At 43.3% G+C, this 15,040-nt stretch carries 15 protein-coding genes, 1 tRNA gene, 1 other RNA gene and 1 other annotated feature (1 of these 18 cut by a window edge); of the genes, 4 read left to right on the top strand and 13 right to left on the bottom strand.

Features of this window, described 5'->3' with window-relative positions; genetic code table 11:
* Window positions 1–105: 105 nt before the first annotated feature.
* From ACZ5B7_RS00145 to tadA, 7 genes are all read right to left on the bottom strand, one after another.
* Window positions 106–369 carry a pro-sigmaK processing inhibitor BofA family protein gene (locus tag ACZ5B7_RS00145; protein ID WP_213148381.1) on the bottom strand — a complete coding sequence of 88 codons (264 nt, stop codon included), beginning with the start codon at window positions 367–369 and terminating at the stop codon, window positions 106–108.
* Between the two features lie 111 nt (window positions 370–480).
* On the bottom strand, window positions 481–699 hold the full coding sequence (locus ACZ5B7_RS00140) for a YaaL family protein (protein ID WP_423800279.1): 219 nt from the start codon (window positions 697–699) through the stop codon (window positions 481–483).
* A gap of 43 nt (window positions 700–742) precedes the next feature.
* Entirely contained in the window at window positions 743–1,339 is a 597-nt protein-coding gene (gene recR, locus ACZ5B7_RS00135) for a recombination mediator RecR (protein WP_213121203.1), read from the bottom strand.
* Window positions 1,340–1,421: 82 nt separating this feature from the next.
* Window positions 1,422–1,739 carry a YbaB/EbfC family nucleoid-associated protein gene (locus ACZ5B7_RS00130; protein ID WP_213148382.1) on the bottom strand — a complete coding sequence of 106 codons (318 nt, stop codon included), beginning with the start codon at window positions 1,737–1,739 and terminating at the stop codon, window positions 1,422–1,424.
* Between the two features lie 75 nt (window positions 1,740–1,814).
* Window positions 1,815–3,503 (bottom strand): DNA polymerase III subunit gamma/tau, encoded by a 1,689-nt coding sequence (gene dnaX / locus ACZ5B7_RS00125; RefSeq protein WP_464492210.1) that lies wholly within the window; start codon window positions 3,501–3,503, stop codon window positions 1,815–1,817.
* A gap of 138 nt (window positions 3,504–3,641) precedes the next feature.
* Window positions 3,642–3,906: signal recognition particle sRNA large type (gene ffs / locus ACZ5B7_RS00120), an RNA gene on the bottom strand.
* A gap of 91 nt (window positions 3,907–3,997) precedes the next feature.
* Window positions 3,998–4,507: a tRNA adenosine(34) deaminase TadA gene (tadA, locus tag ACZ5B7_RS00115; RefSeq protein WP_464492209.1), complete on the bottom strand. Its 510-nt coding sequence runs from the start codon at window positions 4,505–4,507 to the stop codon at window positions 3,998–4,000.
* 119 nt (window positions 4,508–4,626) lie between these two features.
* On the opposite strand from tadA, the gene ACZ5B7_RS00110 reads away from it, so the two are divergent.
* The 3 genes from ACZ5B7_RS00110 to ACZ5B7_RS00100 all read left to right on the top strand — a co-directional run bounded on the left by ACZ5B7_RS00110 (window position 4,627) and on the right by ACZ5B7_RS00100 (window position 7,551).
* A complete protein-coding gene (locus ACZ5B7_RS00110; RefSeq protein ID WP_464492208.1) occupies window positions 4,627–5,931 on the top strand; it encodes a glycosyl hydrolase family 18 protein in 1,305 nt (434 codons plus the stop codon).
* A 260-nt stretch (window positions 5,932–6,191) separates the two neighbouring features.
* Complete coding sequence (locus ACZ5B7_RS00105; protein ID WP_464492207.1) at window positions 6,192–6,839, top strand: deoxynucleoside kinase; 648 nt, start codon at window positions 6,192–6,194, stop codon at window positions 6,837–6,839.
* Between the two features lie 10 nt (window positions 6,840–6,849).
* A complete protein-coding gene (locus ACZ5B7_RS00100; RefSeq protein ID WP_464492206.1) occupies window positions 6,850–7,551 on the top strand; it encodes a deoxynucleoside kinase in 702 nt (233 codons plus the stop codon).
* A gap of 98 nt (window positions 7,552–7,649) precedes the next feature.
* Here the strand turns inward: ACZ5B7_RS00100 and ACZ5B7_RS00095 are convergent.
* The 6 genes from ACZ5B7_RS00095 to guaB all read right to left on the bottom strand — a co-directional run bounded on the left by ACZ5B7_RS00095 (window position 7,650) and on the right by guaB (window position 14,244).
* Window positions 7,650–7,742, bottom strand: a tRNA-Ser gene (locus ACZ5B7_RS00095).
* Window positions 7,743–7,841: 99 nt separating this feature from the next.
* The gene (gene serS / locus ACZ5B7_RS00090; RefSeq protein WP_464492205.1) at window positions 7,842–9,119 is read right to left on the bottom strand and encodes a serine--tRNA ligase; all 1,278 of its coding nucleotides are present in this window, start codon (window positions 9,117–9,119) and stop codon (window positions 7,842–7,844) included.
* A 56-nt stretch (window positions 9,120–9,175) separates the two neighbouring features.
* Window positions 9,176–9,398: a binding site (T-box leader), on the bottom strand.
* A 56-nt stretch (window positions 9,399–9,454) separates the two neighbouring features.
* Window positions 9,455–10,048, bottom strand: a complete 594-nt coding sequence (pdxT, locus tag ACZ5B7_RS00085; protein WP_464492204.1) for a pyridoxal 5'-phosphate synthase glutaminase subunit PdxT — start codon at window positions 10,046–10,048, stop codon at window positions 9,455–9,457.
* 1 nt (window position 10,049) lies between these two features.
* Window positions 10,050–10,931 carry a pyridoxal 5'-phosphate synthase lyase subunit PdxS gene (gene pdxS, locus ACZ5B7_RS00080; protein ID WP_213148390.1) on the bottom strand — a complete coding sequence of 294 codons (882 nt, stop codon included), beginning with the start codon at window positions 10,929–10,931 and terminating at the stop codon, window positions 10,050–10,052.
* A gap of 168 nt (window positions 10,932–11,099) precedes the next feature.
* A complete protein-coding gene (locus tag ACZ5B7_RS00075; protein WP_464494405.1) occupies window positions 11,100–12,425 on the bottom strand; it encodes a D-alanyl-D-alanine carboxypeptidase family protein in 1,326 nt (441 codons plus the stop codon).
* Between the two features lie 355 nt (window positions 12,426–12,780).
* Window positions 12,781–14,244 (bottom strand): IMP dehydrogenase, encoded by a 1,464-nt coding sequence (guaB, locus tag ACZ5B7_RS00070; protein WP_464492203.1) that lies wholly within the window; start codon window positions 14,242–14,244, stop codon window positions 12,781–12,783.
* A 106-nt stretch (window positions 14,245–14,350) separates the two neighbouring features.
* Here guaB and ACZ5B7_RS00065 point away from each other — a divergent pair, with 106 nt between their 5' ends.
* A protein-coding gene (locus tag ACZ5B7_RS00065; RefSeq protein WP_464492202.1) for a YaaC family protein crosses the window boundary here: on the top strand, window positions 14,351–15,040 show its 5' portion. 258 nt of this gene lie beyond the right edge of the window; 690 of the gene's 948 nt are visible here — the first part of the coding sequence; the start codon lies at window positions 14,351–14,353; its stop codon lies off the right edge, out of view.

Here is a 15,040-nt window from a genome sequence, read left to right as displayed (position 1 = left end):
TTGTCTGCCGTGTTAGCGGCGACTTAAAATATATTACAGGATAATTTTATGTTGGTCAATACCTTTTTCAAAAAAAATAAACCGCTGCTAAAGAGCGGTTCTGTCTCAAAGAACCCATTGCTGAATCGCCACTAACGCACATAGGCCCGGAATTCCTAAAAACCCTGATACAGCAGACGTGGCAAAATTTATTGGAACATGAATCCCGAACTGATTTCCTGCTGTATTGAGGAAAAACAAAAATAATGCTCCTATCAATATTTTTATAACAGCTTGGCCGACAAATCGGGCAGGCTTAAATGGCGCTCCGGTAAATAACAATAATACAATTAGTCCCCCCAAAACGGCAATCACAAACATTGGTTCCAAAAAGCGTCACCCTCCAATGGTCTCTTTACTTAAAAAGCTATGTACAAGCCCTTAAAAATAGAACAATAAAAAAAACTCAAGCAATCAATTGCTTGAGTTGTTTAAAAATAGTTATTTTGTTAGTGTCACATTTCTGTATTTAGCTTCTCTTAATAGAAGAATATATTTTGCTTCTGCGACTTTTGATTGGCAAATGACCTCTTCAGAGGGATCAAGACTTCTTTCCAAAAGGAGTTTTTCCTGCCGCCAATAATCTTTATATTTATTTAACTGGATTAAAAGCTTTTCATTATATTCCTTCCGAAGCTTTCCTTTGCGCCGAAAAAACATCGCCATCCCCCCGGCATTAAAGCATTTAAATTTAATTTTAATATTACAATTCTCTTCGCCCTTCTAATGCTTTTGATAAGGTAACCTCATCTGCATACTCAAGATCCCCGCCTACCGGAAGTCCATGGGCAATCCTTGTTGTTTTAATACCCGACGGCTTTAGCAGCCGTGAGATATACATAGCTGTTGCTTCCCCTTCAATATTGGGATTGGTAGCTAAAATGACTTCTTGAATAGTTTCGTCCTGAAGCCGCTTTAGCAGTCCGGGAATATTAATATCCTCCGGGCCGATGCCATCCATAGGTGAAATAGCCCCGTGCAAAACATGATACAATCCGTTGTAATCCTTCATTTTCTCCATCGCAATTACATCTTTTGGATCCTGCACTACACATATTATGCCCTTATTCCGGCGCTGATCTTCACATATGTAACATGGATCTTGATCGGTAATGTGACCGCAGACAGAGCAGTATGTTAAATTCCGCTTGGCATTCACTAATGCTTTTGCAAAATCCAAGACGGTATCCTCTTTCATACTTAAGACAAAAAAAGCCAACCGTGCGGCTGTTTTTGGCCCAATGCCAGGAAGCTTCATAAAGCTATCAATCAGCTTCGAAATCGGTTCTGGATAATGCATAATTTATGTTCCTCTCTTTAGAAAAAGCTAAAAGCGCCCTTAGCAGCATGTGGCTGCTTAAGGCGCTTAACGCTTATTGTTTTTAAAATGGCAGGTTTAATCCTTTTGTAAATTGTCCCATAGTATTATTGGAAAGTTCATCAGCTTTTTTAAGTGCATCGTTTACGGCTGCAAGGACAAGGTCTTGAAGCATTTCCACATCATCAGGATCGACTGCTTCAGGTTTAATTTGAACATCTACAACCTCTTTATGGCCTGTTACCACGACGGTTACCATTCCGCCGCCGGCAGTTCCTTCAATTTTTTCCTCACCTAATTGTTCTTGTGCCTCTGCCATTTTCTTCTGCATTTTTTGCACTTGCTTCATCATATTTTGCATATTACCCATTCCACCACGCATCGATAAATCAACCTCCAATTAAATTTAGATTATATAATCACATTGATAGCTGTTTTTTGCATTTTCGCCTAACTTTTAATCAATTATTTCAATAAATTCTTCGCCAAATAGCTTTTTGGCTTCAGCGATATGCGGCTCCTCTTCATGGGCAGGCCCGCTGATTTCCCCTTCTTCCCCATGCTGGGTGCTTAAGAAATTTTCACGGATGGTTAACCACTGCTCTTCAGGAACTCCTAAAAGCGTGAACCTTTTGCCAGTTAATTTGTTCAAGATAGTGCTTACTGCTTCCAGGAAATCGCCTCGGCTCATCGCCATTTGACAAATCATTTCATGCTTGAATTTTAAAACAAAGGCTGCTGCAGATGCTGCAACCGGCTCTGCTTCATTTAATAAGGCAGCATGTGATTTCATGAGACTCGATCGCATTTCGCCCCAATTACCCTTGATCAGATTCAAGTCATTTTTTGTGGCTTGCTTTAGCACTTCATTTATTTTACCAACAGCCGGCTGGAAGGCGTTTCTTGAGGTTCTTTGTACCTGTTTTTGTGGCTGTGGCGCGGCATCTTGAGGTGCTGCGGCTACGCCGTTAGCTTTTAAGTGATGAAGTTCCGACTCAAGCTGCTCAATCCTCGTCAGTAGCTGCTGCAATTCTCCGGAACTCGCGGTCTCTCTTTGGCTAGTTTCCATTTGGCAAAGCTTAACAATGGCTACCTCCAGGAAAATCCTCGGGTGATTGGTCCATCGCATTTCTTGCTGAGTCTTATTTAAGAAATCAATCAGCTGATAAATTTGCTCTGTTGGCGTTTCGTCTGCCATCAGGCGAAACTCATCATCCAGCATCACCCGCTCGAGAGATTCCTCAAGATTTGGTGCCGTTTTGTATAGCAGCATATCCCTGTAAAACAAGATCAAATCTTCGATAAAGCGCGCTGGGTCCTTTCCATGAAATAAAAGTTCCTCGAGCGCCTCCAGACCGCTTGCCACATCTTTATCCTGAAACGCCTTGGCCGTTTTATTTAAAAATGCCTGTGATGCAGAGCCTGTGACGGTCAACGCATCTTCAACTGTCACCCGGTCCTGACTGTAGGATATGGCTTGATCCAACAGACTTAATGCGTCACGCATTCCACCTTCAGCTGCTCTGGCTATCATTTGCAAGGCCCGCTCATCGCAGTCAATGCCGGTTTCCTCGACAATCAGCTTCATCCGGTTAACAATAGACCCTGCGGTAATCCGTCTGAAATCAAAACGCTGGCATCTTGAAATAATCGTCAGTGGGATTTTATGCGGTTCTGTCGTGGCTAAAATAAAGATGACATGCTTCGGCGGTTCCTCCAGCGTTTTAAGTAAAGCGTTAAAAGCGCTAATGGAGAGCATATGCACTTCGTCGATGATATAGACCTTATAGTTTACTGCCGTGGGGGCAAATTTGACCTTATCAAGAACATCACGCATCTCCTCCACCCGCGAGTTAGAGGCAGCGTCAAACTCCAGGACATCCGGAATCGTTCCATTCGTGATCCCGAGGCAGGCCGCACATTCATTGCACGGTTCAGCAACAGGAGCATGCTCACAATTAATCGCCTTTGCTAATATTTTAGCCGCACTCGTCTTTCCTGTTCCTCTTGGACCGGAAAATAGGTATGCATGAGAGATTTTTTGCTGAAGCAGGGCGTTTTGCAATGTCTGCGTGACATGTTCCTGTCCCACTACGTCAAAAAATTTCTGCGGACGCCAAACCCGATATAAAGCTTGATATGACACTCGACATCGCCCCCTTCAAATTAGTCTAATATATTATAACGTATTCAAATTCCTTTTTACAAAAGTAATCCTAAGAGTTCACAAAAAAACTCATCCCAGAATCTGAGATGAGTTTTATTATGGCATATGTAATAACTGCCGCGCACCTTCCGTCGACTGACGCCCATAAGCGTTACTTAAGCAGTTAGCTCGGCCCAGGCACCCCTGCGGCACATGAGAGCGTCCACTTAATGCTGCTTCCTTCCGGACCTGACATAGTTCATGGATTCCCATTGCGCAGGACCCAGGCGTCAACACCACTTACTTAAGGCAGACCCTACAGGCCATCAGCCTCGGGAAGGGATTCCGTCCCGCTAGAGCGGATTGCGGGTACAGGGCACCGCTACCTCCCCACCTAGCGCGGCAAAGTTGATACCAATTATTAGTGCGTCGTATCTGACGCCTTTTTAGTATACAAACAATCTAGCAAAAAAGCAATCGATATTAACTGTAAATTACTGTAAGTTTGTTTCTGATGCGTGCCGCTTCAACTTTTTCTCCTGCTTCTTGCGATCTCTTATTTTTTGAAAAAAAGATGAAAGCATGCTGCCGCACTCTTCTGCTAAGACGCCTTTAACAACCTCGCATTGGTGGTTAAAGCGTGAATCCTGTAAAAGATTCATTAGCGTTCCGGCACACCCGCCCTTTGGATCGCTCGCCCCGTATACCACGCGTTTGACCCTCGATAAGATAATCGCCCCTGAACACATCGGGCAAGGCTCCAACGTGACATAAAGAGTAGTATCCTCTAACCGCCATGAGCCTGTTTCCCGGCAGGCCTGGTCAATGGCCAGCAGCTCGGCGTGGGCCGTCGCATTCTGCTCGCTTTCTCTTAGATTGTGGGCCCGGGCAATAATTTTACCATCATGGATAAGAACAGCCCCAATCGGTACCTCATCCAGCTCCTCTGCCTTCCTTGCTTCTGCTATGGCTTCCAGCATAAATTTCTCATCTTGGTTAGTCATCTTAATAAACCGCCTTCTAAAACTAATTCCGTTTATAGGAAAATTATTAACATTATAACATGTATTAAGTCCCGCCCTCATAGAATAGTTGTAGCGCAAATGTGCAGGGAGGGATTGAGATGCAGATTCATGTGGTTAAAAGAAATGAATCGCTGACAACCATTGCAAGAGCTTACCATACAACCACCCAGGATATTATAGAGGCAAATGATTTGCCAAATCCTAATCAGCTGGTTATCGGACAATCACTTGTCATTCCGATTATCGGCCGTTTTCATTTCGTTCAGTCGGGTGAATCATTATTTACAATAGCCCGCGATTACGGCACTACCGCCCAGGAACTTGCCAATGTGAACCGCATTCCCGTTAACCAGCCGCTCAATGTCGGTCTAAGGCTTTATATTCCTCAGGGGAAAAAAAGAAATGCCGAATTCAATGCTTACGTGGAACCACGCGGGACAACTGTTGCCCCTAATTTGGAAGCAAGTGCCCGCGAGGCAGCGCCCTATATTACCTATTTAGCCCCATTCAGCTTTCAGGCCCGGCGTGACGGCACGCTAAAGGAGCCGCTATTAAATAACTTTCCGGCGATTGCAAACGCCAACCGCAATGTCTTAATGATGGTCATCAATAACCAGGAAAATGACCAGTTCAGCGATGAGCTAGGGCGGATTCTTCTTAATGACATCGCAATTCAAGATAGATTTATCAATAACATTGTCGCCACCGCAAAAAAAAACGGGTTCCGTGATATCCATTTTGATTTTGAATTCTTGCGCCCTGCTGACCGCGAGGCTTATAACCGCTTTTTAAGAAAGGCAAAGCAGCGCTTTTCACGTGAAGGATGGCTTATGTCCACTGCCCTTGCGCCAAAAACAAGTGCAACCCAGCAAGGAAAATGGTATGAAGGACATGATTATAAGGCCCACGGTCAAATATCCGACTTTGTTGTCATCATGACCTATGAATGGGGCTACAGCGGCGGTCCGGCCATGGCAGTCTCGCCAATTGACCAGGTAAAAAAAGTGTTGGATTATGCGGTGACAGATATACCATCTAACAAAATCCTCATGGGGCAAAATCTCTATGGTTATGATTGGACCCTGCCTTTCGTTCAAGGTACCGTGGCAAAGGCTGTCAGCCCACAGCAAGCCATACAGCTTGCAGCCCAACACAATGTCCCAATTGAATACGATACAAAAGCGCAAGCACCACATTTTAGATATAAGGATGCGGCTGGCAAAGAGCATGAAGTCTGGTTTGAAGACGCCCGCTCTATCCAGGCAAAATTTGATTTGATCAAACAGATGAATTTAAGAGGAATGAGCTATTGGAAACTAGGCCTTGCCTTCCCGCAAAACTGGCTGTTGATCGTTGATAATTTCAACGTAACAAAAAGAGGAACACGAGTATTCTCCACCTGATAACTGCCGGTCTCCGGCGGTTTTTTCTTTCTTATAAACATGTAAAAGCTTCCTCAAAAATTCCATATCCCTTCCTGTACCGATTGTGATAAAATGATGTTTGTGTCGAATTAAAGCATAATTGCTCGAATAAGTGACAAGGTGCTTGTCGCTTTTTGGCGACTTTGCAGGACAATTATTAAAAATTGCATATATATATGAACCAGACGAATCTGGAAAAGATAGAATCTGCAGGCAATTGGAGAAGGAGGAGCAGCCAAATGGGGGGTACACCCTTTATTACCGTTGAGGGACCGATAGGTGTCGGAAAGACATCTCTCGCCAAAGCCATCTCTCGGCATTTTGAGTTTGAATTATTAAAAGAGATTGTCGATGAAAATCCATTCTTAGGGAAATTTTATGAAAACATCGAGGAATGGAGTTTCCAGACAGAAATGTTTTTCCTCTGCAATCGCTTTAAACAGCTTGGAGATATTAATTCCCATTATTTAAGCAAAAATAAATCTGTAGTGGCTGACTATCATATATTTAAAAATTTAATTTTTGCTACTCGGACATTGAGTCCTGACGAATACAAAAAGTATTATAAGATTTATCAAATTTTGACAGAGGATATGCCAAAACCGAATGTCATCATATATTTGCACGCAAGTCTCGATACCTTATTAAAGCGAATAAAAATCCGTGGGCGCGAGGTCGAGAAAAACATCAGCCCGCTTTATTTAGAGCAGCTTTCCATTGATTATGAAAACACAATGACTATTTTTGAAAAGGAGCATCCGGAAATACCGGTTCTCCGTTTCAGTGGTGATGAGCTGGATTTTGTGAAAAACAAGCAGGATTTAGACTATATCATTGAAAAGCTAGGAGTATCATTGAAAGCAAACAGCTGGACAAACACTATATAGAAACAGGGGGATGTTCGTGAGCATCGTTATTGGAGGCATGATCGGTCTTGGCAAAACGAGTGTGGCTGACACTTTAAAAGCACACTTTCAGAATAATGGCCTTGACAGCAAAGTTTTTTATGAAGCGGTGGATGACAACCCGATTCTCCCGCTTTACTATGAATTAACACAGGAAGAATTGGATGCAAGAAGAATTCCCTTCCTATTGCAATTATTTTTCTTAAATAAACGGTTTAAAACAGTCAAGGATTGCATCAATTGGACAAACCCGATTTATACCATTCAGGACCGTTCTATTTATGAAGATTGGTACTTCGCCTATGTCAATAAAAATTTAGGCAGGATTTCCAGCCTCGAATTTAAAATCTATGAAGAGTTAGTCGACAATATGCTGGAGGAGTTAAAAGAACTTCCCAAAAAAGCTCCTGATTTGATGGTTTATTTAAAAGGATCGTTTGATACGGTGATTGATCGGATTATGGCCCGCGGCCGCAGCTTTGAAATTAACCCGGAACTGAAGGAATATTATTTCGAGGTTTGGAAGGGCTATGATGAATGGGTCATGGAGCGCTATAATGCCAGTGAGGTTTTGGTCATTGATATGGACACAACCGATGTGGTGAATAGTGAAGCTGACGCCAAACGAGTATGCCAAGAAGTAGAAGACAAGCTAAAGGAAATTTTATATATAACAAAAGCACATATTGGGTAATCCCTGATATGTGCTTTTTTCTTTAAAAATAAAAAATCCGTTACAAAGGATTGTAACGAATTTTTATCTCCAGTTTTTATGCGCGTTTTTTCTTGTGATGGCGGAGGAAGAGGGATTCGAACCCCCGCGCGGTTTAACCCGCCTGTCGGTTTTCAAGACCGATCCCTTCAGCCGGACTTGGGTATTCCTCCGTGACAACAGAAGTTAATTTATCATATATTTAACCCTGTGTCAACATTATTAATATGCCATTAAAAAAGGCGCTATTCAACTTGGTTATACATTGTTTATTACGGCTTTATGACGTCGCGGCCACCCATATATGGACGCAGCACAGCTGGAATTACGACACTGCCGTCATCCTGCTGGTAGTTTTCCAGAATAGCTGCAACCGTACGGCCGATCGCGAGGCCAGACCCATTAAGTGTATGCACATGCTCCGGTTTTGCCTTAGGGTCGCGGCGGAAGCGGATGTTAGCCCGTCTTGCCTGGAACGCCTCAAAATTACTGCAAGAAGAAATTTCACGGTAAGTTCCATAGCTCGGGATCCACACTTCAATGTCGTACTTTTTTGCCGCTGTAAAGCCAAGGTCGCCCGTACACATGCTTAACACACGGTATGGCAATTCCAGTAATTGAAGAACCTTTTCGGCATCAGCAGTCAGTTTCTCCAGCTCTTGATAAGAGTCCTCAGGCTTTACAAACTTCACAAGCTCAACCTTATTGAATTGATGCTGGCGGATCAAGCCTCTTGTGTCACGCCCTGCAGAACCAGCTTCAGAACGGAAGCAAGCGCTGTAGGCTGCAAAGCGGATTGGAAGCTCTTCGCCGCTTAAAATTTCATCGCGGTAATAATTAGTAACCGGCACCTCTGCGGTCGGTATTAGGAAGTAGTCCTCGTTTTCAATTAAAAAGGCATCCTCTTCAAACTTTGGCAGCTGGCCTGTTCCAATCATGCTGGTGCGATTCACCATATATGGAGGCAGTATCTCTGTGTAACCATGCTCATCGACATGGAGGTCAAGCATGAAGCTTATTAACGCACGCTCAAGGCGGGCACCAAGACCTTTATAAAAAACAAAGCGGCTGCCGGTCACCTTTCCTGCTCGTTCAAAATCAAGAATTCCCAAATGGTCAGCTACATCCCAATGTGGTTTCGCCTCAAAGCCGAACTCGCGGACCTGGCCCCATTTGCGGATTTCTACGTTATCGTCTTCTGTCTCGCCAATAGGCACAGTTTCATGGGGAATATTTGGAATGCTAAGCAATAATAGTTCTAATGTCTCCTCAACGCCTCTTAGTTCATCGTCGAGTTCCTTGATGTGGTCGCCAACCTCACGCATTTCCTTGATAAGGTGATCGGCATCCTGCTTCTCACGTTTTAATACTGCAACTTGCTGAGAAACTTCATTCCGCTTGGATTTCAGTTTTTCCGCTTCGACAATTAATTCGCGTCGTTTAACGTCTAAATCTTCAAATCGGCCTAAGTCTGTTAAATCTTCACCGCGATGCTGCAGTTTTTCTTTAACTTCGGCAAAATTGGCTCTTAAATACTTCAAATCCAACATGCTTAAACACTCCTTTATTATTTATCCGAGGGCAAACAAAAAACTCCCGCCCCTAAAACAGGGACGAGAGTTAACCCGCGATACCACCCTGGTTGACAGACGAATCTGTCCACCTTAAAAATGTAACGGTTTTTCACCGAGAGTCCTTACTAGCCTCGTGATGAGGTGTTCCGCACTCTACTCGAGGAGGGATTCACAAGTCTTATTCACCGGTTCACACCAGCCACCGGCTCTCTTTAGAATAAATCTCTTGTTACTAGTTCCTCTCATTGCTTTTGCATATTTCTAATTTGTATAACTTAGAGTACTATATTTATTTGCCAAAAGCAACCAATCTATACAGGCTGTTTTTGATTTTTTGCTTCTTTTACCATCTCAACAAAGTAAGCTGTAAGACGATGGTCATCCGTTAGTTCTGGATGAAACGAACAGCCTAAAAATTGCCCTTCACGAGCTAAAACAATGCGGCCATCATGCTTCGAAAGAATCTCGACCTCTTCGCCTGCCTCTACGATATGCGGGGCCCGGATAAAGACTGCTGGGAAGTCACCCGCGACATCTTTCACAGCGAGGTCAGCCTCGAAGCTATCCACCTGGCGTCCGAAGGAGTTGCGTTCAACCGTAACGTCCATCACACCTAGGTGAGGCTCACTGTATCCGACGATGTTTTTTGCCAAAAGAATAAGGCCTGCACAGGTACCGAACATCGGTTTACCTTCCCGGGCAAATTCCTTTAAGGAATCCATAAAATCATATTTATCGATCAGGCGGCGCATTGTCGTGCTTTCTCCACCAGGGAGAATAAGGCCATCAACGTCTTTTACTTCCTCTTTGTGTTTAATGGCAACGGCTTCGACACCACAAGCTTCTAATGATTGAATATGCTCACGAACTGCTCCTTGTAATGCGAGAACGCCAATTTTAATCATTTTACCATCCACGCTCCTGCATGCGAGCTTCAGGGGCTAATGAAGAAATTTCGATACCCTTCATTGGAGTTCCAAGATCCTTTGAAAGTTCAGCAATCAATTTATAGTCTTGGTAATGAGTTGTTGCTTCGACAATCGCTCTTGCAAATTTCGCAGGGTTTTCTGATTTAAAGATACCAGAGCCAACGAATACACCGTCTGAACCTAATTGCATCATTAACGCTGCATCAGCAGGTGTTGCAACACCACCAGCAGCAAAGTTAACAACAGGAAGGCGGCCATTGCGCTTAATTTCAAGCAATAATTCAAATGGTGCACCTAATAGCTTTGCTTCTGTCATAAGTTCATCTTCGTTCATGCTTACAACCTTGCGAATCTGTGCGTTAACCTTGCGGATATGGCGGACAGCTTCTACGATGTTGCCAGTTCCCGGTTCGCCTTTTGTACGAAGCATAGATGCTCCTTCGCCAATACGTCGGGCAGCCTCGCCCAAGTCACGGCAGCCGCATACAAATGGAACAGTAAAGTCACTCTTTAATAGGTGAAACTCTTCATCAGCAGGTGTTAATACTTCACTTTCATCGATATAGTCTACACCAAGTGCTTCAAGTACACGTGCTTCCACAATATGGCCGATACGAGCCTTAGCCATAACAGGGATTGAAACAGCGTTAAGAACCTCTTCGACAATTCGAGGATCTGCCATTCTAGCAACGCCGCCAGCTGCACGAATATCAGAAGGTACGCGCTCTAGCGCCATTACCGCTACTGCGCCTGCTTCCTCAGCAATTTTTGCCTGTTCTGCATTAACAACGTCCATGATGACGCCGCCTTTTTGCATTTCTGCCATCCCACGTTTTACCCGATCCGTACCTGTTTTCATTTGTAAATCCCCCTTGTTTTTCCACGTTAAAAACGTTGATTATTTAGAAAATTCCTATTAATTCGATTCGAATTATTTATTCCATAAAATCATTAAAGCAACAAAAAAGGATTCCTGTCAAGACAAGAATCCTTTCCAACATTTTACTTATAGGTTCTTTAGAGCTAATTAGAACCAGCCTTTAACAGTGGAGGAGATGCCTCCCCAGACATCACCGAAAAATCCTCCGATGCCCCGCATCATTAGGACAAACCAATTTGCTTTCTCAACATCTTGGGCTGCAATGACATCTACTTGTAATTTGCTTTTGCCTTCCTCAGTTAAAAAGTTGACCTTATCGCTGTTTTTAGGCTCTATTGTTAAATAGCCGACCTTATCACCTTTTTTGATTGGTGCTGTTAGTTCACCTTTTTTGTTAATTTTATTTTTATCTAATACCAGTACCGGTTTATAATTTTCCTTTTCGCCATTTTCAATGACCATATTGATGGCTGACTTTGTATAAACTTTTACCTGGTCATTCTTCCCCTTAATAACAGGTATCGTTTTATGGCCCTTTACCTGATAATGCTTTGGTACAATAGTTTCTTTTGTTGTATTGGCAAATGCATAGTCAAACATTTTCTTAGTCTCATCGAAGCGAGCCTTATAGTCCCCTTTGCCGCTCGCATCTTTAGCATTTTGCACAACTGTGATAAACCGTTTGCCATCACGGCTGGCAGTACCGGTAAAACAGTAGCCGGCAAAATCGGTGGTACCCGTCTTAAGTCCGTCGACACCTTTATATCCATAATCCAAAGAAGGAAGCATCCAGTTCCAGTTGATCATATTAATTGCGTCAGAAGTGCCTTCACGAAATGTTTTCTTCGGTATGCTTGCCGTCTTTAACACTTCGGGATATTCATTGACTAGGTGGAAGGCAAGACTCGCTACCGCTCTTGGAGACATGACGTTTTCGTCTGTTTCACCGGTGCCTTCCGGATGCATGCCACGATATTCGGCATTATTTAAACCTGATGAGTTTACAAATTTATAATCCTTTAAGCCTAACTTTTTGGCTTTTTCATTCATCATTTTCACAAAATTGGTTTCAGACCCGGCAATTGTTTCGGCAATAGCAATCGTTGCTGCATTGGCAGAATAAATGACCATCGCTTCATACAACTCGCGGATTTTATATGTGCCGTCCTGGCGCAATGGAACATTCGACAATGCGCGGTCTTGGGAAATTTTATAAACAAGATCACTGACGTTATATTCCTGATCCCATTTCACTTTTCCATGTTTAATGGCATCTAGTAAAAGATATTCAGTCATCATTTTTGTCATGCTGGCAATCCCCATGACAGTATCAGCATTTTTTTCGTATAACACTTTGCCTGATTCAGCATCTACTAATATGGCACCGTCCGCGTTGATGTTTAACGCCGCGGCTGCCTCCGCTTTATCTTGGCCCATGCCGGCAAAAAGGCTGAAGAACAAAATAACGGCCATTGCACTGGCAAGATACTTTTTAAAAACATGTTTATTCACATTAACGCCCTCCATGATTTTTTACACTTTGGTTATTTTAACATAACTGCTTTATAAATCATAGAGAGAGCATCGAAGCATTCTTTTGCCAATTTTGATAGACTGCTAGAAATAGATAGGGCTTTATTCACAGTAATCCGTTGATTTCCGCTCCAGGGGCTCGCTTTCCGCGGGCGTGCCGGGGAGCCTCCTCGTCGCTAAAGCTCCTGCGGGGTCTCCCCTGCCCCATACTCCCGCAGGAGTCTCGCCCCTTCCGCTCCAATCAACTTAGGATAAAAATAGGAGCAGACGGAAAGTCTGCTCCTACGCTTTTTATTTACATTGAGTAGTTTGGTGCTTCTTTGGTGATTTGAACGTCGTGCGGGTGGCTTTCTCGTAAGCCGGCACCGGTCATTTTAACGAATTGCGCGTTCATTCGTAATTCTTCTAGGTTTTTCGTACCACAGTAGCCCATACCTGCACGTAAGCCGCCGACTAATTGATAAATGGTATCTGCCAATGGTCCTTTGTACGGAAGGCGTCCTTCAATGCCTTCTGGGACAAACTTTTTATTGTCCTCTTGGAAATAACGGTCTTTAGAGCCCTTTTCCATTGCTGCTACTGAACCCATGCCGCGGTATACCTTAAAGCGGCGTCCTTGGAAAATTTCTGTTTCTCCAGGGCTTTCTGTTACCCCTGCAAGCATGCTTCCCAGCATCACGGCATGTCCGCCTGCTGCCAAAGCTTTGACGATATCACCCGAGTATTTAATACCACCATCTGCAATAATCGTTTTCCCGTGTTTCATGGCTTCACCAGCACAGTCATAAACAGCTGTTATTTGCGGTACTCCGACACCAGCTACAACGCGTGTCGTACAAATCGAACCTGGTCCAATTCCAACCTTAACGACATCTACTCCGGCTTCGATTAAGGCCCTTGTTCCCTCTGCAGTGGCTACGTTTCCGGCGATAATCGCAAGGTTAGGGTAGGCGGCTCTAATTTGCCTTACAGTGTCTAGCACACCCTTGGAATGCCCGTGTGCGGTATCGACTACGATTACATCAACGTTAGCCTTCACCAGCTTGTCGATCCGTTTCATCGTATCGCTTGTCACCCCAACTGCAGCTCCTGCCAACAGACGGCCTTGGCTGTCCTTTGCGGAATTTGGGAACTCAATCACTTTTTCAATGTCCTTAATTGTGATTAAACCTTTTAACATTCCATGATCATCCACAAGAGGCAGCTTTTCAATTTTATGCTTTTGAAGAATTTGTTCAGCTTCCTTCAAGGTTGTCCCAACTGAAGCAGTAATTAGATTTTCCTTCGTCATGACATCAGAGATCTTGAAAGAGTAATCCTGAATAAAACGAAGGTCCCTGTTGGTGATAATGCCAACCAGACGCTGTTCCTCCATGTTGTTAACGATTGGAACACCCGAAATACGATATTTCCCCATTAGATGCTCTGCATCAAATACTTGGTGTTCAGGAGTCAGGAAAAACGGATCAGTGATAACGCCGCTTTCTGAACGCTTAACCTTTTCAACCTGTTCAGCCTGCTGTTCGATGGTCATATTCTTATGAATAATTCCAAGGCCGCCTTGGCGGGCCATAGCAATTGCCATTTCGGATTCCGTGACTGTGTCCATACCTGCACTTATAACTGGAATATTGAGCTTTACCGCAGGAGTTAACTCCACCTGCAAACTCACGTCGCGTGGCAGCACCTCTGATTTGCCAGGAATCAATAATACATCATCAAACGTTAATCCTTCTTTTGCGAACTTACTTTCCCACATATTAACAGCCTCCAGGTCAAAAAATATTATTTGTAGGTTATCAATTGGACAAAATACTGTCAAGGAAGAAATATTAGTAAGATTTTTCTGAAAAAGGTGATCTGCTTTGAATACGCCATTTAAAGGCTGGAAAAGCTACTCATGCTTTTTTTCAGCTGAATACTGTCAGCACTATTTGAAAAATAGCTATCTAAAGGCGAATATTGAGAATCCTGAACAAAAGAGCTATGAGAATGGATATGCCTTTTTATATTATCTCGAACATGGGCAAATCTATTATGAACAGGCAGAAAAAGCCCCGCTGGTTATTAAACCTATATTGCTTTTCTATGGCCTTGTCCATTTAATAAAAGCCTGCATCTTAACCGTAGATCCATCCTATCCGGAAACAACAGCGGTATTGGCACACGGTGTTTCCACCAGAAAAAGAAAAAAGCAAAATTATTTATTTTTTCAAGACGAAGTGAAATTACAAAAAAATGGACTTTTTCCATTTATGTCAGAAAAATTGTTTCACATGAAACAGCTTGAAGGGGAAAAAGTCCTAATGGAGGAATTACTACAGCTTATACCTGAACTCGATGAATTATTCTTCCTACTTATGAGGAAAAACTGCTTTGAAAAACTACATAGCAACGGCAGCCAGCTCCATATTCCCGAGAAAATACTGGATACCTATCATATGACCGGGAGTCGATTTAAAGAGTTTCTTGCCTCGAAATTTGCTAATGGGGTGGAATTCTCTGCTGATGAAGGAATCCATCTAATTTTGAATAACAATCCGGTATCAGCCATT

This window comes from Neobacillus sp. S1115 (assembly GCF_055385565.1).
The sequence above is the reverse complement of the archived record's forward strand: the minus strand, read 5'-3'. Positions and strand labels throughout refer to the sequence as shown.

What these genes read in the sequence shown, in the direction of transcription:
- ACZ5B7_RS00140 (WP_423800279.1), bottom strand. Translation starts at nt 699, where the DNA reads ATGTTTTTTCGGCGCAAAGGAAAGCTTCGGAAGGAATATAATGAAAAG.
- recR (WP_213121203.1), bottom strand. Translation starts at nt 1,339, where the DNA reads ATGCATTATCCAGAACCGATTTCGAAGCTGATTGATAGCTTTATGAAG.
- ACZ5B7_RS00130 (WP_213148382.1), bottom strand. Translation starts at nt 1,739, where the DNA reads ATGCGTGGTGGAATGGGTAATATGCAAAATATGATGAAGCAAGTGCAA.
- tadA (WP_464492209.1), bottom strand. Translation starts at nt 4,507, where the DNA reads ATGACTAACCAAGATGAGAAATTTATGCTGGAAGCCATAGCAGAAGCA.
- ACZ5B7_RS00110 (WP_464492208.1), top strand. Translation starts at nt 4,627, where the DNA reads ATGCAGATTCATGTGGTTAAAAGAAATGAATCGCTGACAACCATTGCA.
- ACZ5B7_RS00105 (WP_464492207.1), top strand. Translation starts at nt 6,192, where the DNA reads ATGGGGGGTACACCCTTTATTACCGTTGAGGGACCGATAGGTGTCGGA.
- ACZ5B7_RS00100 (WP_464492206.1), top strand. Translation starts at nt 6,850, where the DNA reads ATGTTCGTGAGCATCGTTATTGGAGGCATGATCGGTCTTGGCAAAACG.
- serS (WP_464492205.1), bottom strand. Translation starts at nt 9,119, where the DNA reads ATGTTGGATTTGAAGTATTTAAGAGCCAATTTTGCCGAAGTTAAAGAA.
- pdxT (WP_464492204.1), bottom strand. Translation starts at nt 10,048, where the DNA reads ATGATTAAAATTGGCGTTCTCGCATTACAAGGAGCAGTTCGTGAGCAT.
- pdxS (WP_213148390.1), bottom strand. Translation starts at nt 10,931, where the DNA reads ATGAAAACAGGTACGGATCGGGTAAAACGTGGGATGGCAGAAATGCAA.
- ACZ5B7_RS00075 (WP_464494405.1), bottom strand. Translation starts at nt 12,425, where the DNA reads ATGGCCGTTATTTTGTTCTTCAGCCTTTTTGCCGGCATGGGCCAAGAT.
- guaB (WP_464492203.1), bottom strand. Translation starts at nt 14,244, where the DNA reads ATGTGGGAAAGTAAGTTCGCAAAAGAAGGATTAACGTTTGATGATGTA.